Source organism: Pseudomonas sp. COR18, assembly GCF_048568395.1.
In the GTDB taxonomy this organism is placed as follows: Bacteria; Pseudomonadota; Gammaproteobacteria; order Pseudomonadales; family Pseudomonadaceae; genus Aquipseudomonas; species Aquipseudomonas fuscovaginae_B.
In genome coordinates, this window is sequence record NZ_CP183808.1 from 6,832,562 (window position 1) to 6,856,222 (window position 23,661).

17 protein-coding genes and 2 pseudogenes are annotated in these 23,661 nt (G+C 61.9%); 12 read left to right on the plus strand and 7 right to left on the minus strand.

The window, feature by feature from the left end:
- Positions 1-78: 78 nt before the first annotated feature.
- Together ACM62G_RS30655 and ACM62G_RS30660 are read left to right on the plus strand one after the other, a co-directional pair.
- On the plus strand, positions 79-939 hold the full coding sequence (locus tag ACM62G_RS30655) for a LysR family transcriptional regulator (protein ID WP_419736386.1): 861 nt from the start codon (positions 79-81) through the stop codon (positions 937-939).
- A gap of 112 nt (positions 940-1,051) precedes the next feature.
- Positions 1,052-3,253 carry an OsmC domain/YcaO domain-containing protein gene (locus ACM62G_RS30660; protein ID WP_273820431.1) on the plus strand — a complete coding sequence of 734 codons (2,202 nt, stop codon included), beginning with the start codon at positions 1,052-1,054 and terminating at the stop codon, positions 3,251-3,253.
- 77 nt (positions 3,254-3,330) lie between these two features.
- Here the strand turns inward: ACM62G_RS30660 and mobH are convergent, their stop codons facing one another.
- Positions 3,331-4,539, minus strand: coding sequence for a MobH family relaxase (mobH, locus tag ACM62G_RS30665; RefSeq protein WP_419736387.1), 1,209 nt, complete (start codon positions 4,537-4,539; stop codon positions 3,331-3,333).
- 193 nt (positions 4,540-4,732) lie between these two features.
- Positions 4,733-5,068 carry an ArsR/SmtB family transcription factor gene (locus ACM62G_RS30670; RefSeq protein ID WP_054056713.1) on the minus strand — a complete coding sequence of 112 codons (336 nt, stop codon included), beginning with the start codon at positions 5,066-5,068 and terminating at the stop codon, positions 4,733-4,735.
- Positions 5,069-5,126: 58 nt separating this feature from the next.
- Here ACM62G_RS30670 and ACM62G_RS30675 point away from each other — a divergent pair, with 58 nt between their 5' ends.
- From ACM62G_RS30675 to ACM62G_RS30705, 7 genes are all read left to right on the plus strand, one after another.
- Positions 5,127-6,218, plus strand: a complete 1,092-nt coding sequence (locus ACM62G_RS30675; RefSeq protein ID WP_054056693.1) for an NADH:flavin oxidoreductase/NADH oxidase — start codon at positions 5,127-5,129, stop codon at positions 6,216-6,218.
- Between the two features lie 244 nt (positions 6,219-6,462).
- Positions 6,463-7,128 carry a hypothetical protein gene (locus ACM62G_RS30680; RefSeq protein ID WP_054056694.1) on the plus strand — a complete coding sequence of 222 codons (666 nt, stop codon included), beginning with the start codon at positions 6,463-6,465 and terminating at the stop codon, positions 7,126-7,128.
- Entirely contained in the window at positions 7,125-7,646 is a 522-nt protein-coding gene (locus ACM62G_RS30685) for a hypothetical protein (protein ID WP_054062626.1), read from the plus strand. Before ACM62G_RS30680 ends, ACM62G_RS30685 begins: the two co-directional genes overlap by 4 nt.
- Positions 7,643-8,164 (plus strand): hypothetical protein, encoded by a 522-nt coding sequence (locus tag ACM62G_RS30690; RefSeq protein ID WP_054056696.1) that lies wholly within the window; start codon positions 7,643-7,645, stop codon positions 8,162-8,164. Before ACM62G_RS30685 ends, ACM62G_RS30690 begins: the two co-directional genes overlap by 4 nt.
- A 62-nt stretch (positions 8,165-8,226) precedes the next feature.
- A complete protein-coding gene (locus ACM62G_RS30695) occupies positions 8,227-8,454 on the plus strand; it encodes a hypothetical protein (protein ID WP_273820427.1) in 228 nt (75 codons plus the stop codon).
- 35 nt (positions 8,455-8,489) lie between these two features.
- Positions 8,490-9,068, plus strand: coding sequence for a DUF4291 domain-containing protein (locus ACM62G_RS30700; RefSeq protein WP_054056698.1), 579 nt, complete (start codon positions 8,490-8,492; stop codon positions 9,066-9,068).
- Between the two features lie 51 nt (positions 9,069-9,119).
- Positions 9,120-9,680, plus strand: a complete 561-nt coding sequence (locus ACM62G_RS30705) for a hypothetical protein (RefSeq protein ID WP_054056699.1) — start codon at positions 9,120-9,122, stop codon at positions 9,678-9,680.
- Positions 9,681-9,831: 151 nt separating this feature from the next.
- Here ACM62G_RS30705 and ACM62G_RS30710 read toward each other — a convergent pair whose 3' ends face one another.
- Positions 9,832-10,197 (minus strand): winged helix-turn-helix transcriptional regulator, encoded by a 366-nt coding sequence (locus ACM62G_RS30710; RefSeq protein ID WP_273820424.1) that lies wholly within the window; start codon positions 10,195-10,197, stop codon positions 9,832-9,834.
- 73 nt (positions 10,198-10,270) lie between these two features.
- Here ACM62G_RS30710 and ACM62G_RS30715 point away from each other — a divergent pair, with 73 nt between their 5' ends.
- On the plus strand, positions 10,271-10,825 hold the full coding sequence (locus tag ACM62G_RS30715) for a carboxymuconolactone decarboxylase family protein (protein ID WP_273820423.1): 555 nt from the start codon (positions 10,271-10,273) through the stop codon (positions 10,823-10,825).
- 204 nt (positions 10,826-11,029) lie between these two features.
- Here the strand turns inward: ACM62G_RS30715 and ACM62G_RS30720 are convergent, their stop codons facing one another.
- The 4 genes from ACM62G_RS30720 to ACM62G_RS30735 all read right to left on the minus strand — a co-directional run bounded on the left by ACM62G_RS30720 (position 11,030) and on the right by ACM62G_RS30735 (position 21,251).
- Positions 11,030-11,500, minus strand: coding sequence for a hypothetical protein (locus tag ACM62G_RS30720; RefSeq protein ID WP_419736388.1), 471 nt, complete (start codon positions 11,498-11,500; stop codon positions 11,030-11,032).
- A gap of 16 nt (positions 11,501-11,516) precedes the next feature.
- The gene (locus ACM62G_RS30725) at positions 11,517-18,818 is read right to left on the minus strand and encodes a DUF637 domain-containing protein (RefSeq protein ID WP_419736389.1); all 7,302 of its coding nucleotides are present in this window, start codon (positions 18,816-18,818) and stop codon (positions 11,517-11,519) included.
- Positions 18,819-18,851: 33 nt separating this feature from the next.
- On the minus strand, positions 18,852-20,567 hold the full coding sequence (locus tag ACM62G_RS30730) for a ShlB/FhaC/HecB family hemolysin secretion/activation protein (RefSeq protein WP_419736390.1): 1,716 nt from the start codon (positions 20,565-20,567) through the stop codon (positions 18,852-18,854).
- A 159-nt stretch (positions 20,568-20,726) separates the two neighbouring features.
- Positions 20,727-21,251 (minus strand): hypothetical protein, encoded by a 525-nt coding sequence (locus ACM62G_RS30735; RefSeq protein WP_054062634.1) that lies wholly within the window; start codon positions 21,249-21,251, stop codon positions 20,727-20,729.
- 307 nt (positions 21,252-21,558) lie between these two features.
- On the opposite strand from ACM62G_RS30735, the pseudogene ACM62G_RS30740 reads away from it, so the two are divergent.
- Positions 21,559-22,692 (plus strand): annotated as a pseudogene (locus ACM62G_RS30740) (cache domain-containing protein); the annotation flags it as partial.
- A 339-nt stretch (positions 22,693-23,031) separates the two neighbouring features.
- Positions 23,032-23,553, plus strand: a pseudogene (locus ACM62G_RS30745) (methyl-accepting chemotaxis protein); the annotation flags it as partial.
- Between the last annotated feature and the right edge of the window lie 108 nt (positions 23,554-23,661).

Consider the following 23,661-nt stretch of genomic DNA (forward strand, 5'->3'; position numbering starts at 1 on the left):
AAAGAAGCGACGATACAAGCCGGACTATCCGTGCGAATATTCCGTAAATGCTCACGGCATATCGGGAAAAACGCACAGATGCTGGACTGGGAAAACCTGCGCTACTTCGTGGCGATCGTCGAGGCCGGTAGCCTCTCTGGCGCCGCACGGCACATGAAAGTCGACCATGGGACGGTCAGTCGGCGCCTGTCGGCGCTCGAAGCCGAACTGGGCGTGAGGCTGCTCGACCGACTGCCGCGCCGATGCAGCCTGACCGCCATGGGCATGCAGATCCACCGGCTCGCCCAGGACATGGAGCGGGCCGCATTCGGCATCGAACGCCTGGCCAGCGCTGAACAGGCGAACATGTCCGGCAAGGTCACCTTGAGCGTACCGCCGGTACTGGGCACGAACTTCTTCGCCGATCGGCTCGCCCCCTTGAGGACACGTCACCCAGGCATTCAGCTGTCGATGGCCAACCAGGCGCAGAGCGTATCCCTGGAACGCCGCGAGGCCGATATCGCGGTCCGGCTGTTTCGGCCGAGCGAACCGGCCAACGTCACCCGCCGCATCGGGCGCATGCCGTTCGGGCTCTATTGCGCCCACGACTATGCCCACGCGACACAGCCACAAGACTGGGGTTTCATCGCCTATGACGCGCAGTATGCCGACATGCCGCACCAGCAATGGCTGCTGTCCGTGGCGGCAGGCCGCCCGGTGGTCTGCGAGGTGAGCGACATCAGCACCCAGCAACGGGTCGCGCGCTCGGGCCTTGGCGTGGCCGGACTGCCGCTGTTCATCGGCGACCCTGACCCGGCGCTCAGGCCCCTGCCCTGCGATGGCGAAAGCTTCTACCGCGATATCTGGCTGGTGGTGCATGGCGACCTTGGCAAGTCACCGCTGATCCGGGCCGTACTCGATTATGTTTCGGAAACGGTGGAGCAGGTGTTTGCCACCTGAGCCAGGCGGCGCAACCGCGAAGATCCGCAGTCTCGTCCGCTATCGCTTCCTTCCCGGCGAAAAGACCGGATAATAGCGGCCATTCGTATTTTCGCTCTTCTGGTAATCCCGCATGGAAATCAAGGTCAACTTTCTCGACAACCTCCGACTCGAAGCCAAATTCGATGACTTCACGGTGGTGGCCGATCAACCCATCCGCTACAAGGGCGATGGCTCGGCACCGAGTCCCTTCGACTATTTCCTGGCCTCCTCGGCCCTGTGCGCGGCCTACTTCGTCAAGGTGTACTGCGAAACCCGCAATATCCCCACCGACAACATCCGCCTGTCGCAGAACAACATCGTCGACCCGGAGAACCGCTACAACCAGATCTTCAAGATCCAGGTCGAGCTGCCCGCCGACATCTCCGACAAGGACCGCCAGGGTATCCTGCGCTCCATCGACCGCTGCACGGTAAAGAAGGTCGTGCAGACCGGGCCGGACTTCGTCATCGAGGAAGTGGAAAACCTGGACGCCGATGCCCAGGCCCTGCTGATGCCGAGCAGCGATTCGCCCACCCGCACCTACATTCCCGGCAAGGACCTGCCGCTGGAACAGACCATCGCCAACATGTCCTCGATCCTCTCGGGCCTGGGCATGAAGATCGAGATCGCCTCATGGCGCAACATCGTGCCAAACGTCTGGTCGCTGCATATCCGCGATGCGCAGTCGCCGATGTGCTTCACCAACGGCAAGGGCTCGACCAAGGAAAGCGCCCTGGCTTCGGCCCTGGGCGAGTTCATCGAGCGCCTGAACTGCAACTTCTTCTACAACGACCAGTTCTGGGGCGAAGAGATCGCCAACGCCGAATTCGTCCACTACCCGGACGAACGCTGGTTCAAGCCCGGGCGCCAGGACGCCCTGCCCAAGGAAATCCTCGACGAGCACTGCCTGGCGATCTACAACCCCGATGGCGAGCTGCGCGGTTCACACCTGTACGACACCAACTCCGGCAACACCGAGCGCGGCATCTGCTCGCTGCCGTTCGTGCGCCAGTCGGATGGCGAGGTGGTGTACTTCCCGTCCAACCTGATCGAGAACCTGTTCCTCAGCAACGGCATGAGCGCCGGCAACACCCTGGCCGAAGCGCAGGTACAGTGCCTGTCGGAGATCTTCGAGCGTGCGGTGAAGCGTGAAATCCTCGAAGGCGAAATCGCCCTGCCGGACGTGCCGCAGGAAGTACTGGCGAAGTACCCGGGGATTCTGGCCGGCATCCAGGGTCTCGAGGAACAGGGCTTCCCGGTGCTGGTCAAGGATGCTTCCCTGGGCGGTGAATTCCCGGTGATGTGCGTGACCTTGATGAACCCGCGCACCGGCGGTGTGTTCGCCTCGTTCGGCGCGCACCCGAGCTTCGAAGTGGCGTTGGAGCGCAGCCTGACCGAACTGCTGCAGGGGCGCAGTTTCGAGGGGCTGAACGACCTGCCGCAGCCGACCTTCGAAAGCCAGGCGGTGATGGAGCCGAACAACTTCGTCGAGCACTTCATCGACTCCAGCGGCGTGGTGTCGTGGCGTTTCTTCAGCGCCAAGGCCGACTACGAATTCGTCGAGTGGGACTTCTCCGGCCAGGGCGAAGACTCCAACGCCGAGGAAGCCGCCGCGCTGTTCGGCATCCTCGAAAGCCTGGAGAAGGAAGTCTACATGGCGGTGTACGAGCACCTGGGCGCGTCGGCCTGCCGCATCCTGGTGCCGGGCTACTCGGAAATCTATCCGGTGGACGACCTGATCTGGGACAACACCAACAAGGCACTGTTCTTCCGCGAAGACATCCTCAACCTGCACCGCCTGGACGAGGAAGGCCTGCAAGGGCTGGTCGGCCTGCTGGAAGAAAGCGAACTGGACGACTACACCGACATCACCACGCTGATCGGCATCGAGTTCGACGAAAACACCGCCTGGGGCCAGTTGACCATCCTGGAGCTGAAGCTGCTGATCCACCTGGCGCTGCAGAACTTCGAGGAAACGAAGGAGTTGGTCGAAACCTTCCTGCAGTACAACGACAACACCGTCGAGCGCGGCCTGTTCTACCAGGCCCTTAACGTGGCGCTGGAAGTGGTGCTGGACGACGATTTGGAGATGGCCGACTACGAAGTCAACTTCCGCCGCATGTTCGGCAACCCGCGCATGGACGCGGTGCTGGGCTCGATCGACGGCAGCGTGCGCTTCTTCGGCCTGACGCCGACCAGCATGAAGCTCGAAGGTCTCGACCGCCATCAGCGGCTGATCGACAGCTACCGGAAACTGCACGCGGCCCGGGCCAGGATGGTCGCCTCCCGCTGAGCCCTGTCGAGAGAAAAAAGCGCCCCGTGCGCTCTTTTCTCCCTGGCGACCGAAGCAGCCTGGACCCGCTGCGCGAGTCACTCCTTCAACCGCAAGGAGGGATTGTCCGCCGGGGCCTCGGCAAAGATCAGCAGCGGGTCCTTGAGCAGGTAGCCCTTGAGGTCGCGGACCTTGCGCAGGTCCTGAAGCTCGCAAGTCCAGATGTTCAGGCCCTTGCTGCCCTTGCGATGCACCCGCTGTTTCTCGAAACAGCGCTGAACCCAGCGCCAATCGTCGGTGTCCTGCGACTTGGCCAGCTCGGCTATCTCGGGGTGCTCCTGGACATAACGGTGAAAGATGGCCGGGGACACCATGAACGCCGTGCCGGCAACACTGTGAACCTTTGCCGCAGCGGTGTTGGTCACGATCCTGCCGGTGAGGATGCCGTCGCGAAGCCAACGGATGAAAGCCTCCCCCCTGGCCTTGTCGCCCCCATCGTCGCTTGCCTCGGCACAGGCCAGCGCAACCACCGGCTTCGGAACCACTTCGGCGGGTGGCGGTTGAGACATCCTCGCCGAACTGCCCTCCTGCCCATCGGCAATCGATGCCTGGTCAGCCTGGGTCAGCAGTTCACCCAAGGCGCCGGCCTTTTCATCGTGCCCCGCCAGAACATGGATCAAGGCCCTCCAGAGCTCGGGGTAGCCACTCAACCACTGGAGTGTCGAATGAGACACCAACTGGGTGAACAACAGGCCAGCCGCGGCGACATGAGCCTGGTCCGGACTGTCGTTGAGGTACTTGAAGCGGTAGGGTCGCTCGGGTGGCCCCATCCAGGGATACCATGCCGCACCGTTGGACAACTGCACACTCATGTCGACGATGATCCTGCCGAGATCGCGCAACAACGCGCCATAGGCCGTGGCGACGCTCCAGGCCTCCGCCTGGACGCCCTGCACTTGCGTACTGGCCCCAGCCGGCAGCAGGCGCGACTGGCGCAACTTCAGCACATAGACCGTGGTAGTCAGGCAGTGGTCGAGCAAGCCGCCGGGGTAGGCGTGATGAGCGTGCCGCGAGGCGGGAAACTGCTGGGCCAGCTCGGCACAGCGCTCGATGGGCTTGAGATAGAGCCCATCGAACTGGTCGCGTGACAGCGAAACGAGTTGCCAGATCTGCCCGAGCAGCGCTTGCCGGCGCGGCGTCGCAAGGAGTTCGGCAGCCGACTGCGGGATGAAGTACCCGACTGCCGGCCCTGCCCCATGGGAGTCTGAATCTGCGGGGTTTATTTTCAGCAACCGGCGCCAGAACATCGAAGTGTCATCCGTATCCGTGGAAAGACCTTTAGAATTCCCGGACAGCCTGCGACGAACCCGGCCGCCCGTGAATCCTCGTTTTCTACCTGGATTTACGCACTTGCAGGGGGAGGATAACCATGGAGAAACAGGTTTGCGGCTTGCGTGTTTTCAGCCGCTGAAAGCGTTGCGCACCCGGCAGGCGCCTGGATCAGCGCTGGGACAGAATGCAGCCGAGCAACCCGGGAAAACGCGTGTCGAGCATTTCCAGGCGCAATGAATTCATGTGCGTGGTGCCGACGTTGCGAGTGTGCACCAGCCCCGCATCGCGCAGCACGCGAAAGTGGTGGGACATGCTCGACTTGGGCCGCCCGCCATCCAGCTCACCGCAGCTCGCCTCGGCCACACCGGCCAGGCTGCGGACGATTTCCATGCGCACAGGGTCGCTCAAGGCGTAGAGCACGCGTTCGAGCATGAGGTCTTCGGGGGCCGGGTGTTTGAATTCTCGCATGCCGGGAATGATAACAAGACTTCCCTTTATTGCCATAGTTCGATTACCATCGAACAAACGAATCAACCCATCCATCGTCTCCTGGAGATTTTCCATGTCGGCACTGTTCGAACCCTACAAGCTCAAGGACGTCACGCTGCGCAACCGCATCGCGATCCCACCGATGTGCCAGTACATGGCCACCGACGGCCTGATCAACGACTGGCACCAGGTCCACCTTGCCGGCCTGGCCCGTGGCGGCGCCGGCCTGCTGGTGGTGGAGGCCACCGCCGTGGCACCGGAAGGCCGCATCACCCCCGGCTGCGCCGGCATCTGGAACGACGAACAGGCCCAGGCCTTCGTTCCCGTGGTCAAGGCCATCAAGGCCGCAGGCTCGGTGCCCGGCATCCAGATCGCCCACGCCGGCCGCAAGGCCAGCGCCAACCGGCCATGGGAAGGCGATGATCACATTGCCGAGTCCGATGCCCGCGGCTGGCAGACCATCGCGCCGTCCGCCCTGCCCTTCGGCGCGCACCTGCCCAAAACACCAAAGGCCATGACCCTGGAGGACATCGCCCGGGTCAAGCAGAACTTCGTCGATGCCGCCCGTCGCGCCCGCGATGCCGGCTTCGAGTGGATCGAGCTGCACTTTGCCCACGGTTACCTGGGCCAGAGCTTCTTCTCCGAGCATTCCAACCAGCGCACCGACGCCTACGGCGGCAGCTTCGAAAACCGCAGCCGCTTCCTGCTGGAAACCCTTGCTGCCGTGCGTGAAGTCTGGCCGGAAAACCTGCCGCTCACCGCGCGTTTCGGCGTGCTGGAATATGACGGCCGTGACGAGCAGACCCTCACCGAGTCCATCGAACTGGCCCGCCGATTCAAGGCTGGCGGCCTGGACCTGCTGAGCGTCAGCGTCGGCTTTACCATCCCCGACACCAACATCCCATGGGGCCCGGCCTTCATGGGTCCGATCGCCGAGCGCGTGCGGCGCGAAGCCGATATCCCGGTGACCTCGGCCTGGGGCTTCGGCACCCCGCAACTGGCGGAAGGCGCCCTGAAGGCCGGGCACCTGGACCTGGTCTCGGTAGGCCGTGCGCACCTGGCCGACCCGCATTGGGCCTACGCCGCAGCCAAGGAGCTGGGCGTCGACAAGGCCGCCTGGACACTGCCGGCGCCTTACGCGCATTGGCTGGAGCGCTATCGCTGAGTCGTTGTCGCGTTGAACCGGAAAGGCACCGATGTTCCGGTGCCTTTTCTTGCCCGGCTCGATGCCCCCAAAAAAACCGCGACGGATTTCGGGCGTCAATAACTCGAAAATCACGACCGATCGCTAGCAAAACGCCAGCACTTCCCTTAGGCTTCGCCTCGCAAAACCCGTGTGCCAGGAAGGCCGCCATCATGACTTTCCAATCGACACCGGTGCTTGACCGTCAGTTCAATCAGGGAAGTCCATGTTCCGCGTCATCAAGGCTTCGGCCATCCTCTTTCTCGTCGGCCTGCTCAGCGGCTGTATCACCCACAGCGCCTCACTCGTCAGCGACCCGCTGCAACCGGCCAGCGGTGAGCCCGTGGCCTACCTGGTCGGTTCCATCGGCCCACAGTCGTTCAAGCTCTCCCCGGCCGACAACCAGCGCCTGCTTATCCGCAAACGCGGCTCCGCCTATGGCGCCGCCGGCCTGTGGATGCGCGGTGGCAACCAGACCCCGCAAGACATCGAGGATGGCGACGGCGCCGCCAGTGTCTTCGTACTGCCCCTCAAGCCCGGCGACTACGAGTTCTACGATTTCCAGTTCTTTTCCGCCCAGTACACGCCTGGGCTTGGCACCACCTTCACCTCGCGCCAGGCCCGGGAAAAATTCAACCTGCCGCTACGGCTCGAAGCCGGCAAGGCCTACTACCTCGGCGAATTCCGCTCGATGTGCCTGATGGGCGACCGCTGCGCCTTCCTGTGGCGGGACCAACTCGCCCGCGATGGTGCCATCGCCCTGCGCCAGCAGCCCGCCCTGCCGCCGCTGCAGCGCCTGAACCTGGATCTCAAGAGCGCCGCCCCCTACCTGTTCATCGCCCCCACGTCGACCACCGGCAAGCCTGCCGGCGCCACGGAAGTCAAACCATGAGAACACTTGCCGGCCTCGTCGCCGCGAGCCTGCTGACCGGCTGCACCGCGACCAACACCCTGCCCGACAGCACCTTGGCCGATGGCCAGGACTACCTGCAGCCCATCCATGTGATGGTCGACGACCCCCTGCAGTCGTCGACGCTGCGCAACCACCTGCGCGAGACCGGGGTTTTCCGCAACATCGAAACCGGCAGCGGCAAGGCCGACGAGTACAGCGTGCAGGTCAAACTGAAGATGCAGCGCGAGTACCCGCCGTTCCCGGTGGTTCTGCTCAGTTGCGCCACCCTGTTCATGCTGCCGTTGTCGAAGGAAATCGATACCGACACCGAGTTCACCGTCCTGCGCGGCGACCAGCGTCTCAAGCAATACCGCTATCGCAACAGCACCCGCAAATACACCTGGCTGCTGGATCAGGGAGGCGAGATGGAAGGCCAGAACCTCGGCCGCATCGCCCGCGCCTTTGCCCGGGACGTGCGCCAGGACCAACTGATCCCTGCCGTCGGAGCTGCACAATGAGCCTGAAGCCTTCAGCTGCCGCTGCGCTGCTTGGTGCCGCCCTGCTGACCAGCGGCTGCACCAACAACCTGAAGCCGCTCGACTACCACGCCGAGCGCGCCTACGTCCCGGTCACCCTGGACCTGGGTTCCATCAACAATCGTTTCGACGAGCAGCGTCATCGCCAGATGATCGGCGTGCTCAAGGACACCGGCGCGTTCTCCATGCTCGACGGCGGCTACAGCCGCAGTGGCTACAGCCTGTCGATCCGCGAGCCCTATGACGGTGGTCCGAGCTACCTGGGCCTGCTGAACGTCTTCACCCTCTTCACGTTCCCGATGCCCTACCCTTACAAGGACAACCTGCGTGGCCAGGTCTACAAGGACGGCGAGTTGCTCAAGACCTACAACTATTCCCGCGAAGGCTGGAGTGTGCTGGCCTGGTACGTGCCACTGTCGAGCGTGGAAAACCGCCGGCAGATGCTCGATCAGTTGATGAACGAAATGGACAAGGATCAGGTGATTCCCCATCAACCTTGAACCCCGGCCTGGTCAAGACCACTGACTTTTGCACCCCTCTCAGACGCTCGGGAGAGCCATGGATGTCCGCCAATATCGGTAACGAGTACCTTCACGCAGTGCTGACCGGCCTGCGCTTCGTCTTTCTGATGGTCCTCTCGGCCTGGCTTGCCGGCAAGTTGCAGGGCCTGTTCCACAACCACAACACCTTCGTGTTCATCGGTTTGTTGATGACAATCTGGTTTGTCCTCAACGAACTGTTGGAACGGGCCGGCAGTAAGCGCCGTCGCGCGTCATCCGAGAAACACTGATTACCCCATAGCCAAAACAACCACAGGACTATCATTTGCCTACACCTCCACTTCGCCAGATCCGCGCGCAGTACGACGAGCAGACCATTCGCGTCTACCAGGCCTATTCGGACTCCATCGCCGAGGCCGCCCTCGCCCACGGGACCTTCGTCTCGCCGCCGTTCAAGATGGAACGGATGACCTGGATAAAACCTTCCTTCCTCTGGATGATGTACCGCGCCGGCTGGGGCCTGAAGGACGCCGGCCAAACCCGCATCCTGGCGATCGACATCACTCACGAAGGCTTCGCCTGGGCCCTGGAACACAGTTGCCCGAGCCACCCCGACGAATCGATGAGCCAGGAACAATGGCAGGCCCTGAAGGACAACTCCCCGGTCCGCATCCAGTGGGACCCGGAGCGTGACCTGCACCTGCAACCGCAGACCCACCGCGCCATCCAGATCGGCCTGGGCAAGGAAGCTGTCGCGCTTTACGTCAACGAGTGGATACGGAACATCACCGACGTGACCCCGCTGGCTCGCCATATCCATGGGCTGGTAGCCGGGAACCGGCTTGCCGAGGCACAGCAGGCGCTGCCGGTGGAGGTCGAGTACAGACGACCTTCAGTGGCCTGAGCAGTACCTTTTCATCATTCAGACGAACATGTTCAAGGATATTCATAAGTCATGAAGAACCCCAAACTGCTGACCCTCGCTCTCGTCCTGGCATTACCGGCCTGCCACTCCAATGTCCGGGACTCTTCGCCCAGTTTCGCGAAGGATGGGGTGCAACTGGGTCAGAAAAAGGTGGCGGTCGATGCCGAGCACGCCAAGGTGATCCTGAAGTCATCCGGCAGCACCGCTCCCGTGGAGTATTCGATCAGTCGCGCCAATGACCCCGACCAGCGCCTGGAAGTCCTTGGACGCGTGGTGGACTCGGGCCGCGGGAAAGTATTTGGCTGGATCGCCAAGCTCAACGAAACCAGCAGCAGCGCGCTGCTGAAAAACTTCCCGCAGTTGGAAGTCCAGGCCGATGCCAACCAATCGCTGCTGGTATCGGGTTACGGCCGCAGCCTAGGGACCGCCAATCATTATACCTGCGGCCCGATCAACACCCGCTTTACCCCGCAGAGCGGCAAGGTTTACCTGGTGGAATTCCAGTACATCGAACAGCGCTGTGAACTGCATGTCTATGACGTGACGAAGCCCAAGGAGCGCATTCCTGTGCAGAGTACCCCTTCGACGTAAAAAGCGTCGGCGTCTTTCATAGGCTGATGACGAATCGACCTGCATCGCCCTCCACACTCAACGAACGAAAGGCTCCATCAGGAGTTCCCCCGAAGGCCTGAGGAACGACCCTCGGATGTCCGAACGGGCCGGCCGGCTCGGCATTGCGCTTTCATGATTTCGTCGCGGCAACTGCCTTATTTTGGGCAGGCCGTGAATTGACGGCTTCATCCCACTTTTCCGCGAAGCGGTAAAGCGGCAGAAACGCTTGCGTGAGTTCGATGCCCAGCCGGGTTAGACCGTAACCGCTTTTCCCGGACTCAACGATACCCGCCTCGCGCAACTCATGAATTCGAGCCTGAAGGACTGTGGGAGAAATCTCACCAGCGGCAGTACGCAGTGCCCTGGAGCTGAGTTCGCCGCCTTGAAGCTCCCAAAGTATTCGCAAAGCCCATTTTTGCCCCAAAAGATCCAGCAGCGCCATGATAGGCCGGCGTGGGGTTTCAATTGATGGGCTGGTAGGTCTGTCATCACTCATGCTGATTGGCCTTGACTGCTACGGTTACTGTAGCAATCCTCACTGCTACATTATCAGTAGCGGAGGATACACCATGTCACGCATTTCGCCTCTCAGTGCTCCATACCCGCAAGATATCCAAACCGCATTCGATCGAATCATGGGACCGGGCGTACCGCCCCTGGTGCTTTTCTCGACCCTTGCAAAGAGCGAACGAGCCTGGCGCAAATTCATGGGAGGCTCGCTGCTGGACGGTTCTGTCCTCACCCTTCGCCAACGGGAGCTGGTGATCAACAGAGTCTGCGCACGCACGGGGTGCGAGTACGAGTGGGGGGTGCATGTCCTGGCCTTCTCAAGAGCTGCCGGCCTCTCCAGGGAAGACATCGCCGAAACCTTGCGGTATCCGCTCAATGGGACTCACTGGTCTGCCGATGAGGCGGCCCTGCTAAGCACCATCGACTCCCTGCATGATCGAGCTACGTTGAGCACCGCCGAGTTCGAACTGGCAAGAGAACACTTGAACGAGGAGCAAATTCTGGAGGTGCTGATGCTCGCCGGCTTCTACCGCACAGTTTCGTACATCGCCAATGGGCTGGATCTCCCACTGGAGAAGCACGCAGCCCGATTCAGCGCGTTCAATCCCGGCTGAAGGTCAGCTCGCAAGGTGCAGCCCATGGCCCAGGTCGAGCTCAAGAGTCCAGGCACTGGCACCCTCAGCGACGGGTTTATTTTCACACCATCAAAATCAGAAAATAAATCCATCCCATTGTCCTTACGCTCTCCAATGGGGTAGAGGCCGAAATATCGCTGCTATAGCCGCCTTCACCTTCAGGAAAACACTACACAGGACAAATCATAATGAGATGGCCATTTCCAGAACAGTCTCCACATGGGTCTCATTGCCACTTACCGCTCCCGGTTTCAACTCATCCAGGACATAAGCAATCTGGACCTTGGCCCCCACAACAAAAAGCTTACGATCCTCCTTGGCGGTAGCACTGTAGATGCTTTCATTCCTCACAGAACCATCGTCCAGCAACAAGCTGAATGAATTAACCCCCGTAGAAGAATCCTGCCCTGCAAAATAGACTTTTTTTACAATACCAGACACAAGCAGAAGAGGAATTTTCCGTTCCTCGATATTTTTCCACCATTCTTCCGACCCAAAAAGACCATGAGTCCCGTTAAGTCCTAAAAATGGCTTATTGGGATTCAACGTTAAGGCTTGTGTCAAAGCGACCCGATCCGGATTCCTTTTCAAGTCCTCAGATAGCAGATATACGGTCTTCATAGGCCCATCGGCCTCATTAAAACTCAAAAACACGAAACCACCTCAAAAATCACTTAGGAACCACTTCAAATTTAACTATGTTTTCATTAAAAATATCTAGCGCCTTGCCTTTGCCAAGCTGCGTTGTCATCTGACCCTTCTCAACCTTAAAACGCGCATTCTCCTGGTTCCAGGGCCCCTTGACGATAGGCATGGAAAGCTGATTCATCGCAGGCTCGTTTGCAGCAATACCAATGCTTTGGAGCTTTGCAGAGGTCCCCGGGGCAGTCGTTATCCGAACGGTTACACCATCATAGCCAGACGAGTAAGACAACAGCGGAGAGGTGGACGTTTCTCCTGTTCCTGACAGAGAACCTGTAGCTTTGAGAGTATTAAAATGCTCTAAAGACATCGTACGGTAAACAATTTCATTGCCATAGGCATCAAACTCCAATACCGGGCTCAGTGGGTTTTCGGCTCGGGAAACCGGCACCCCCACACCAGGCCGCCCTGAATTTCCTGGCAGAACATCGACATAGCCACTGTTCACAGAGGAAGACGCTCCCTTGCTTCCCCCCGGGACTACAGTTGCCGACAAACCTGGTGCGCTGACGGAAAACGGATTGAATCCTGTCTGGTCCAGCCATTGCCCAAACGAAGGAGCCCAGCCCGACTCCCCATTTACGAACATATGAGCGACTTGATCGATATGCAACTGGCCAGCAGTAGTCCAGTCGCGAGTATTGCCACCACCAAAACCAGTAAATTTCCCAAGAATATCCGCTGCCTTTCCGTCAGGAAGTGTCGCAACGAACTCATCCACGGCTTTTGAGCCGGCATCAATTTCAGCTCGGATTTCAGGGCAGTTCCCGGTCTTTTGACAAGCCATGAGCCGCTCGCGATTCGCAGCATCTCTGGCATTGGCTTCTGCCTGCAGCTGATCGCAAGTACCTTCGGCCTGACAACGTCGTGCTTTCTCGGACAGCTCCTGAATATCTCTATGATTCAAGAAGTTATATTGCGTTGCGTTCTCTGCAACCGAAGATGCGATACCAGAGTCACCTCCCGAGGCAACAGCACCCAAGACTCCAACAATCTGCGAAAGTGCCTTCAGGTTCGCTTCAGCCCTGATGTACTCGGTCGATCCTGGGATCAAGTTCGCCGGCATCAGCTTGTCGCCGACCGCTCCGAGCAATAGCTCGTTAACCCCACCCGAAATCGCCCCAGTCTGGAAGTCGCCGCCCATTGCCTTGGAGAGCAGACCACCCAGGCCAGCATGCAGGAGGATCTTCTCCAGGCTGCCCTCGTCGAGGCCAAGGTCACCGATCTTCCCGGCGCCCACCGCGCCGCCGATGCTGATTGCCGTGCTCGTCGCGGCACTGGCAAGGTTGTCCTTGAGACTACCCCCGTACACCGCCGTCTTGATCAGCGCATCGGCCGTCACCTTCATTGCAACGGTCTGCGCGCTCGGAAGGTCGAAGCCTATCTTGTCGGGACTGTAGCCAAGGCTCTGCGTCACCCCGGCGGTCGCGAACGAAACGGCATACCCCTTCATCGCATCGGACGAGGTCACGTCCTTGAACACCGCGCCCAGGTTGCCGCCATTGTTGATGAAGCTGGTGGTGGCATTGGTCGCTGCGCTGGTCGACACCGCAGCTACACCTGCCGCCAACACCGGCGAGCTGCCCGCCATGGCGGTCATGACTGCCGGCCCGACCACTGCCGCCATGATGATGGCGATAATCAGCTGCGAAGCCGGCCCCAGCCCCGAGGTGTTGTACTTGAAGGACTCGTGGATCTCCTTCACCTGCCGCCAATCCACGTCGCCGCGCTGCTCGGCGTCCTTCAGCCAGGCCAGTTTCGGGTCGGCCTTGACCATGGCGTCGATGGTCTGGCTGACCGTCTGCTGGTTGACCTCCTTGACATCGATCTTCAGGCCTTCGACCGCCTTGATGGTGATCTTGCCCTCGGCGATCATCTGGGTCTGGCGCAGGGTTTCATCGGTGTTGCCCTTGCCCTTGGCCGAGTTCCAGAACGAGTTGTTGTTGGTCTTGGTATGGCTCTCGTCGTGCAGGTCCTTCACGCCCTCGAAGACGATGGCCCCGCCACTGTCCAGCGTGATGTCCTTGCCACTCTGCAACTGCGCCACCTGGTAGCGCTGGTCGCCACCGCTCTTGAGCGTCAGGTCGCCGCCGGTGGTGATCTGGCTGCCGACGTGGGTGACCTGGGTCACTTCGTCATGCTTGAGTTTCAGGTTGCCGAAGCCACCCTTCTCCTTCATGTCGTACAGGGTATGGTCGGTGTTCTGCGCCGCCAGCAGTTGCAGGTTGTTCCCCGCATTCACCCCCACATCGCCACCCGACTTCAGGTTACTGGCGACCAGCGTCACATCCTGCTTGGCCTGCGCCGTCAGGTTGCCACCAGCGGTGAACTCGCTCGCGACCTGTTGGGTATGGCTGTCCAGCTCGTGGATGCGCTTCTTGCCTTTCTTGCTGCGAGTGTCGACGCTGTCCTCGTCTTCAGCCGACATCAGCGTCAGGTCACGACCGGCGCTGACTTCAAGGTCCTTGCCCGCCTTGGCGGTACTGGCGACGGCGTTGATGTCCTGCCCCGCCTCCAGCACCAGGTCACCTTCGGCGCTCACGCCGGAACCGAGGTTCTTGACCCGCGTGGTCACGGTGTTGTTATGCCCACCGTTCTTGATGACATGGGTCTCGCTGCTGTCAGTCACCGCCAGCAGGTTGATGTCGCGACCGGCCTTGAGCGTCGCGCCGCCGCCGCTGCTGATCTGGCTCTTGTTGGTCAGGTCCTGCCCGGCAATCATGCTCAGGCTGCTGGTGGCCGAGATATGGCCACCGTCATCGAGGATGGTGCGATGGCCACTGCCATCGCTGACCAGGATGGCGGTGCGGTCGTTGACGATGTCGCCGTTCAGCGCCGTCAGGTTGACCTGGTTGCCGCGGATGTCGCCGGCCATGGCATTGCGGATGCTGTCCTGGGCCATCATCGAGAAATGCTGGCCGGCTTCCATCAGGCCGCCGTTGTACACACTTTCGCCGGCGATCACGCTGGCATCGTTGCTGGCACGCAAGGTGCCGACGCTGACCAGGTTATTGCCGGCAATCACGCTGATGTCGCGCCCCTGGACCAGGCTGCCGCCGCGAATGTCGCGGGAATCGACCTTGGCCAGGTAGAGCACCGGCACCAGGACTTTCTCGCCCTGCACCTCGCGCTCTTCCATCCAGACGATGTCGTGGGTCAACGACGCTACCTGGGCCGAGGTCAGCCCGACACCGACGGTCAGGTTGAGCTGGTCCTTCGAAGCGATGCCGTTGTCCATCAGGTAGCGGAACTGGTCGTACTCGCTGGTCAGGCCGTTGGCCAGGAAACGCTGGCCGGTCTGGGCGAATACCGCGTCGCTGACCAATCGGGTTTCGTAGCCGCCGTCACCGAGCCGGCGCCAGGCCTGCTGGTTGTCATAGCCCAACTGCCCGAGCATGTAGTCCGAGCTGAAGAAGCTCTTCAGGTCGGTCAGTTGCGGGTTGGTCTCGATCAGGTACTGGCCCTTGGGGTTACGGCTCTGGGTGAACATCCCGTAGTCGCCCTGGGGCAGGCGGAAAGTCGGCAGCGCCGTCGGATCGACGGACACGAATGGCGAGCCACTGAAGTCGGCCGGCACGAAGCTGACTTCGACGCTACCATCCGCGTTGACGTGCTCGACCCGCGTCACATCCTTCGGTGCCTGGGCCGGCGGGCTGCTCGCGTTGACCGCGATGTCGATACCGCCGACTTTCGCGCCCAGCTGGTTGTCGCCCAAGGTGCCCGTCAGTTGCGCCAGGGTGTTGTCCACCAGGCTGCCGTTCTGGATGTTCTGGGCGACGTTCAGGCTGACCTTGCCGCCCGCCTGGATGGTGGCGGCATAGACAGTGTTGCCATCCGCACTCCAGGTGGTGACGTCGCTCATCAGGCTGAAACGACTATCGGAGGAACGGCTGATCAGCTCGTTGAAACGCGCCTCGTCGAAATGGCCAGCAGCGACGGCGGCGTTGAAAGCCGGCACATCGGAGGACTCCATCTGGTCCCAGTAGCCGGTATCGATCCGGCCTGGCGTGCCGATCTGAATGACGTTGTAGCCCTTGCGCGATACCGCCCCCTGGTTGAGCAGGCTGCCTGCGGTCAGGGTCAGGTCGCCGTTGGCCGCCATCAGGCTGTAGCGGTTCTCGATCTTGTCCGCCTGGGCCGTGAAGCCCTTGCCCGCCACCAGGCGCGCTGCCGCCGAGTCCTTGAGCGCCTGTTCGTTGAAGACCTTGGTGATGGTGATGGTGCCGCGCTTGAACGAGTCATGCCCGCCACAGTGCTGGCCACAGACCCAGGACAGGCTGCCGGAAACCGCCCCGCCCTTGCTCATCTCGAACTCGGCCTTGGCGTTGGTCAGCTCGCTGGCCTTGAGGTCGATATTGCCTTCGCTCTCGACGCTGCCGGAGAGGTTGCTGAACACACTGGCCTTGCCGTCATCCAGCGCGGCGAAGCTGAGGTCGCCCTTGCTATAGATGTCGCCGTAGAAGTTGCTCAGGCTGTCGCCACGAACGCGCAGGTCGGCGCCGCTGAACAGCAGGCTGTCCTTGTCGTTGTAGACGCCGTTGGCCGCCGTCAGCCTGACAGCGCCAAGCGCACCGAGGGTGCCGTGGTTGTTGATCCGTGCCGCCTGGATCGCCAGGGCCTGGTCGGCCACCAGTCGGCCGAGGTTTTCCAGGGTGCCTTGCAGCGTGAGGCGGGTATCGCCACCGCTCGCCAGACGACCACCGGACTGGTTCAGGTCGACAGCAGTGATCTCCAGCGCCTTGAGGGAGGAGATCACCCCGCTGTTGCTCAGGTTGCCCGCGAGTTTGAGGGTCAGGTCGTTGTCGCTGACCAGTTCGCCGGCGTTGCTCAGGCTGGCGATGTCGAACTTCAACGCACCGGCACTGGCGATACGCTCGCCTGCGGCGAGCGCCAGGGCCTGGCTGCTGGTGTAGGTCAGCCCGCCATTGAGCTGCCAGGTGCCCACACCCTCCACGCTACCGATCTTCCAGTCGCCAGCGCCCAGGCCGGTCATGCGGCCCTGGCCGCTGCGCAGGCTGGCAAGACCCAGGCTGAACAGCCCCTGGCCACCGTGCTCGATACGGCCGCCGGTATTATTCAGCGATGCCGCGGAGAGGCCGAAAGTGGTGCCACCGACAACGATCAAAGCATTCTGGTTATTCAACTCGCCATTGAGCGCGATATGGCTGGCGTCGCCCTTGAGCGCGCGCAACTGACCAGCGCCGTTGTCGAGGCTGTCGCCGTCGACGGTCAGGTTGCCCGCCGACTCCACCAGGCCGCCCCGGTTGATGATCCGGTCCACGGTCAGTTCGAGGTTGCCCTTGAGGCTGGCGATCAGGCCCAACTGTCCGTTGAGGGCGCTGTTGTCGAGATCCCCGGCAATGAGCTGGACATCCGAACCCTTGATACTGCCAGCCTGGTTGTCCAGCGAGCCCTTGTTCAGCAGCAGCGAAACCTGGCTGCCTTCGGCAAGCAGGTTGCCCTGCTGGTTCAGCACCTTGTTGGCGGCGAGCTTCAGTCCTTCGCTGCCGGCCAGGACCTTGCCTTGCCCGCTGTTATCGATCTCGGCGGCCGACAGCTCGATCCGGCGGGCCAGGACCTGGCCATTGCGGTTGTCGATACGGCCCTGGTCAGCCGAGACCCGGACCTGCTCGCCGACCACGACACCCTCGCGGTTGTCGAGGTTCGTCGCCGTCACGTCGACTGCACCGCTGGTGGACTGCAGGCGACCGCCCTGGTTGTTCAGGTCCTGTCGGGCCGTGATCTTGAGCGTGCCGGACTCGGCACTGAAACGGCCCTTGAGGCTGTTGTCGAGGCTCAGGATATCGGCGGTCAGGCGATTGGCGATCAGGGCGCCGTTGCGGTTGATGACCTCGCCGCCCGTCAGCAACAGATCGGTACCGGCCAGCAGCTTGCCGTCGGTGTTGTCCAGTTGCTCGTCGGCATGCACCTTGGCCGCGCCGCCATTGGCGTTGATCAGGCCCTGGCGGTTGTCGATGCGGGCTGCGCGCACCTCGGTCTCGGCCGACACCAGTTGGCCGCCACGGTTGTCCAGGGTCTGCCCGGCCTTGGCGTCGATCTTGCGGCTGGCGATCACATTACCGCTGTTCCGGATCGTCTTGCCCAACAGCGTGACATCGCCTTCGACGTTACGAGTGCCATCCTGGTTGACTCCGGCATCGATGCTGCCGCTGTTGACCAGTTGGCCGCCACTTTCCAGGCGGATGCCGTCATGGGCCGCCAGGCTCTTGCTGCTCTGCAGGTCGCCGGTGGTCTTGATATCGAGCTGGCTGCCGGCATAGACCGCCTCCTTGGCCTCCACGCTCTCGGCCGTGACCTTGACCGCCTCGCTGGCAATGGCCTGGCCCATGGTCAGCTTGCCGTTGGCATCGATCTGGATGTCGCCGGCGCTGGTGGCCATGTTGCCGGCCAGGCGCACGCCAACACCTTTCTCCGTGCCCACCAGGCGGATCGCCCCGGCATACATGCCGCCCAGGGCGGAACTGTCGATGGCCAGCGCCGGGGCCGCACTACCGTCGTCGGCCCGCGCCACAGCGGTCAGATCATCGGCCTTTACATCATTGCGGCCGGTGATGACGTTGAGCTGCCTGGCGTAGATTTCGGCGTTGATCCGGGCACTGCGGGTGATCAGGTCGAACTGCTCGACGGTCCCGGCCTTGAAGCCCGCTCCGTCGATGTCGATGGCCCCGCCATCCACCTGGAAATGGTCGACCCGGCCATTCTCGATGACCGCCTTGCCGGTGCTGAGGGTGACCCGCGGGGTATTGATGAAACCGCAACCGTTGCAACTGATGCCATAGGGGTTGGCGACGATCACATGGGCCGACTGCCCCGCCACTTCGGTATAGCCACGCAGCTGGCTGGGACTGCCGCCGTTGACCTCGTTGAGGATGGTCGACGCGGCGCGACCGTTGAGGTTGCTGTTGCCGAGGATGATCCCGCCCAACTGGGTAGACTGAGTGCGGTCGGTGGCGTTGTTGAGGATGACGCCGTTGCTGCCGACGTTGTAGTCCTTGAACTGGTTGTGCGACAGCCCGTTGGCATTCGGGGCGGCGATGTTGACGATGGGCACGCCATTGCCCGCCTGCCCGAGCGTGGTTCCCGGTGCACTGACGACGATGCCATCGGCCTGGGCCCACAACGGCTGCCAGAACATCACGTTCGCCAGCAGGAAGGCGACCCCGCGCTTGGGCAACCCGAGGAAATGGTCACGGTTTTTCAGGGCAGCAGAAGGCTGCCCCGCGAGGAAGGCGAACTGGCGAACGTCCATGTCGGAAAATCTCGAATCGGTCGAAGCAAAAAATTAAAGGAAGAAGTCCAGGCGGAAGTAGATCGGCGCCTCACGCTCGGTAATCGGTGCCGGGCGTTCCAGGGAATGGGCAAAGGTCACCGTCGCCGCCACGTGCTGGCCGCGGGCGAACAGTTCCAGCGAGTCGCTGGTCATGCGCCCGTGCTGCTCGGCGTTGTAGCGGTCGCGGCGGATCACGCCCTGGTCATAACCGATACTGGTGCCATACTCGGCGAAGACCGGACGCATCCAGTCCCAGGTCACCGGCCGGCTCCAGCGCAGGTCGTTGCGCCAGTAGCCACCACTGTCCCCTGCCAGGGTCTGGTCCTTGTAGCCGCGAATCGACGACTGGCCGCCCAGGCTCATGCGCTGCGGGCTGAACAGCACGTCTTCGCTGCGCTGGCCGGTCATCAGGCTGCTGAAACTGAAGGACTCACCCCACAGCTTGAACGGCTGCAGGTAGCTGACGGTGGCGGTGTACTTGCGGTAGCGGGCATCGGCCTGACCCGGCTTGGGGTCGTGGTTGGCCTGGGCGTCGAAGGCGCCGATGCCGTTCTGCATGCCCAGGTCGACGTTGACGAACGCGCCGCCGATGCGCCGGCCATGGTTGATGCCGAACTGCGCTTCGCTGATGCGGTTGCTGCTGACCGCCAGCTTGCTGTCTTCGATGAAGTTGTTGGTGCGCAGGTAGGACACGCCGGTGTTGAGCGAGGTCTTGCTCATCGCATCGCGGTAGATCACCCGTTCCAGCTTCAACTGGTGGTTCTGGCTGTCGCCGGTCTGCTTGAAGTCGAAGCCGCTGGCCTTGGCCAGGGAACGGTATTCGCTTTCGCTGTAGGTGTAGCTGAGGTTCCACCAGCCGAACGGCAGGTTGTAATAGAACATTGCGTTGCGCGAGGTCTTCTGGTGATCGCTGATGGCATCGTGGCCGGCACGCAGCGACAACTGGTCGGCCAGGCCCAGCGGGCTGTCCCAGTCGAGGCTGGTGCCCCATTGCTGCTCGCCGGTGCTGCGCTGACCATCATTGTGGCGCGACAGGCCGACCCGCCAGGGTTTCTGCGGGTTGTTCCTGACCAGTACCTCGCTGCCGCCCACTTCCCTGCCCGGAGCCAACTCCATCTGGGCCTGGTTCGACGGCAGGCGATTCAACTGGTCGACCATCTGCTCGATCTCCCGCAGGTTGAGCAGGTCGCCCTGCCGGCCGGGAAAACTCATCTTCAACTCGCGCTCGGAAATGCCGCTGCCCTCGGCGCCCTTGAGCCCTTCGAGCTTGCCTTCGACCACCAGCACTTTGAGGTTGCCGCTGGACAGGTCCTGCTGTGGCAGGTAGGCGCGACTGGTGACCAACCCCTTCTCTATATAGAGGTCGGTGATGACCTTGAGCAGTTCGTTGAGTTGCGGCACGCCCAGGCACTGGCCGATGTAGGGCTTGAGCAGGCGCTCGCGCTCACCGCTGGAGAGCGAGTCCGCGCCCTGCAGGTCGATGGTCTTGATCGGGAAGCAGCGGCTGTCCACCGGTGCCTGGGGTGCCACGGGGGTGGCACTCTTGCCAGGCAGGTCCTTGAGTTCTTCGAGACGGCGGCGCTGTTCTTCGAGGAGGCGATCCTGACGATCGCGGATCAGGTCAGTGATACCGGGGGTATTATCAAGAGAAGCGGCTTGAGCGGTATTCAGAGCGGAAACACACAGCAGCGCAACGCAAATCCTCGTCCCGAAGGCGAGTGGAGACATGTTCGATCCCTCGAAAAACAACTGGTAGCAAAATGGTGGCGCGATGGTAGAGAGACGTATCCTTGACGTCAACAAATGCTACTTTTTATTTCAGCGCCGACACACCCGGGAGGGCCCGGCATGCCCCCGGCAGGAGTGCATGCCTTGGCAGGGGGCCGGTCAGGCCTTGGTATTGACCGTCACGGCAGCGCCGGTGCTGCCGAACTGCTGCAGGTTCTGCAGCACGTTGATGGCCTTCTTGTAAGCCGGAACCATGTAGTTGGAATACGCGTCCTTTTTCATGGCGCGGTCCTGGATCGTGGTGATCTGGGTCGCGAAGTATTCCAGGGCATTGAACTTGTCGTCGGGGTTCTTCTGCACCCCGAACTTGTCGAAATCCTCACCGGCATTGAGCATCAGGCTGGCGGTGAAAGTATCGATCAGGCCATTGTCCTTCAGGAAGGTACTGATTTTTCCCAACTGCGCGGGCGTGACCTGTTCCGGGTTGAAGTCCTTGAACTTGGGCCGCAGCTTGGCGGCCGCCATCTTGCCGAGATCAAGTGCCAGCGGGTCCTTGCCGACCGTACGCAGCAGTTGCTGGGCCTTCTCGCTCTGGATCTTGTTCTGCTGCGCGGGAGCGCCGTCCTTGACAAAAATCTTCAGACCCGCCGCCGAGGCCCAGGCCCCCACCGTCCCCATGCTCATGGTCGGACTCCCTGGCTCAGGTGAGTGAAAATCTGCTGCTGCGGTTGACGTGCTGGTGAGGCAGTCATAGGAAACGTCCCTGATTTAGGTATGAAAGGCGAAATTCTAGTCAATGTTCCAATCAGGATACAATCTATCTACATTCCATTACATAAAGATGGCGCCTGCTCCCACCGGGTGAAATCCGGTGCCAGAACCCCACAATCCTGCACGATCGTACCTAAAGACCCTCCAGACCAGGCCGATAACCTCTCGCAGCCCTGAAAAGCTGACGAATAATAAAAGCCGCTCTGCAAGGACAGGTCCCATGCCCACGTTCCGTACGATCCAAGCCCGCTACACGCTGTTTCTGGTCCTGTTTGTCCTGCTGCTGTTCGTCCTGACCGTGGTCGGCATCGGCCAGTTGGTAGCACCCAAGCTGCGCCACACCGAAGAGCAGGTGGCACTCAATCGCATTGCCGAAGTGGCGGAGCAGATCCAGGGCGAACTGAACAAGGTCCAGGCCCAGCAACGCAGCATCACCCAGACCATTCCCCTGCTCGACAGCGACGCCATCGACAAGGTCCTGCCCGGCCTGGTGGACCAGTACGGGGAGCTCAAGGTGTTCGGCGGCGGCATCTGGCCCCTGCCCGGCCAGCGCACGCCGGGGCAGAACAAGCACAGTACCTTCTGGCACCGCGATGCCAACGGCCAACTGAAGGTCAATACTTTCTGGAACAGTGCCGAGGCCCCCAACTACTACGACCAGCCCTGGTACAAGGGCGGCATGGCCACGCCACGCGGCCAGTGCGCCTGGGCGGCGGCCTACAAGGATGACGCCAGCCAGGAACCGCGCACCAACTGCGCCATGGCGATCCAGCGCAACGGCGCGCCCTACGGCGTATCGACCATCGACGTGACCCTGGGCTTCTTCAACGACCTGGTGGCCCGCAAGGAGAAAGACCTGGGCGCCGAGATGCTGATCGTCGAGGCCGACGGCAAGATCATCAGCAACAGCACCCACATCAGCAGCCCGGTGGTGCTCAAGAACATCAACGACCTGGCCGGCAACTCGCCCTTCGCCGCCCAGATCAAGGCCGCCCTGCAGGAACGCGACAATGGCCGGCGGCGAGTGGAGTTCGATAACGCCGGTGTCGCCAGCACCTTCTTCATGCGCCCCATCGAAGGTTCGCCGTGGTTCCTCGCCACCGCCCTGCCGACCCAGTCGATCACCGCCCAGCGCGACGACGTGCTCAAGACCCTGAGCCTGCTGCAGGTGCCGATGATCGTGCTGCTGGTGCTGCTGCAGATCTACGCCATCCGCAAGCTGGTGCAGCGCATGCGCGTGCTCAAGGGCAATATCGATGCGCTGTCCAGTGGCGATGCCGACCTGACCCGGCGCATCGTCATTCGCGCCGAGGACGAACTGGGCGCCATCGGCCATTCGGTCAACCGTTTCATCGTCTACCTGCAGAACATGATCGGCGAAGTCACCCAGGCCACCGGCGACATGTCCAGCAGCCTGGAAAAACTCCAGCAGACGTCGGCGCAGACCAACCAGATTCTCGCTCGCCACGCCTCGGAGACCGACCAGACGGTGACCGCCATCACCGAGATGAGCAGCACCGCCGAAACCGTGGCGCACAACGCCGCCGAAACCGCCGCCTTCACCCGCCGCGCCAACGAAGACGCCGACCGTTCGCGGGTGGTGGTGGGCGAAGCCTCCGGCAGCGTGATCGCGCTGATCGACGAAGTCTCCAGTGCCACCCAGAAGGTCGGGAGCATGCAGGAGGATGCCCAGCGCATCACCGAGATTCTCGGGGTGATCGGCGCCATTGCCGGGCAGACCAACCTGCTCGCCCTGAACGCCGCCATCGAGGCCGCCCGGGCCGGCGAGCAGGGTCGCGGTTTCGCCGTGGTCGCCGACGAAGTCCGTGCCCTCGCCGCCCGGACCCAGGCCAGTACTTCGGAAATCAACGAAATGCTGACCCGCCTGACCCAGGGCGTCAGCTCCTCGGTCAGCGCCATGGAGAACACCCAGGCCAGTTGCCAGTCGGCCGCCGACGCCACCGCCCGGGTCAACGCCGGGCTGGACGAAATGGCCGGCTCGGTCAGCCACATCAACAGCCTGAGCACGCAGATCGCCACGGCCGCCGAGCAGCAGAGCGCGGTGACCGAGGAGATCAACCGCAGCATGGTGCAGATCCGGCACATGGTCGAGGAACTGGTGCACAGCGGCCAGGCCACCGACGCCAACACCCGCAGCCTGCTGGAGGCCAACAACCGCGTCAGCGCGCTGATGGGACGCTTCAAGGTCCGCTGACCCGCCACAACGCAGTACCCCGCGACCGTTCGGCGTGGGGTACTGCAACACTCATCGACTGCCCGGGTGCAATGCTGGCTCATCGCCTATGCTCACTGCTGCTTCTTC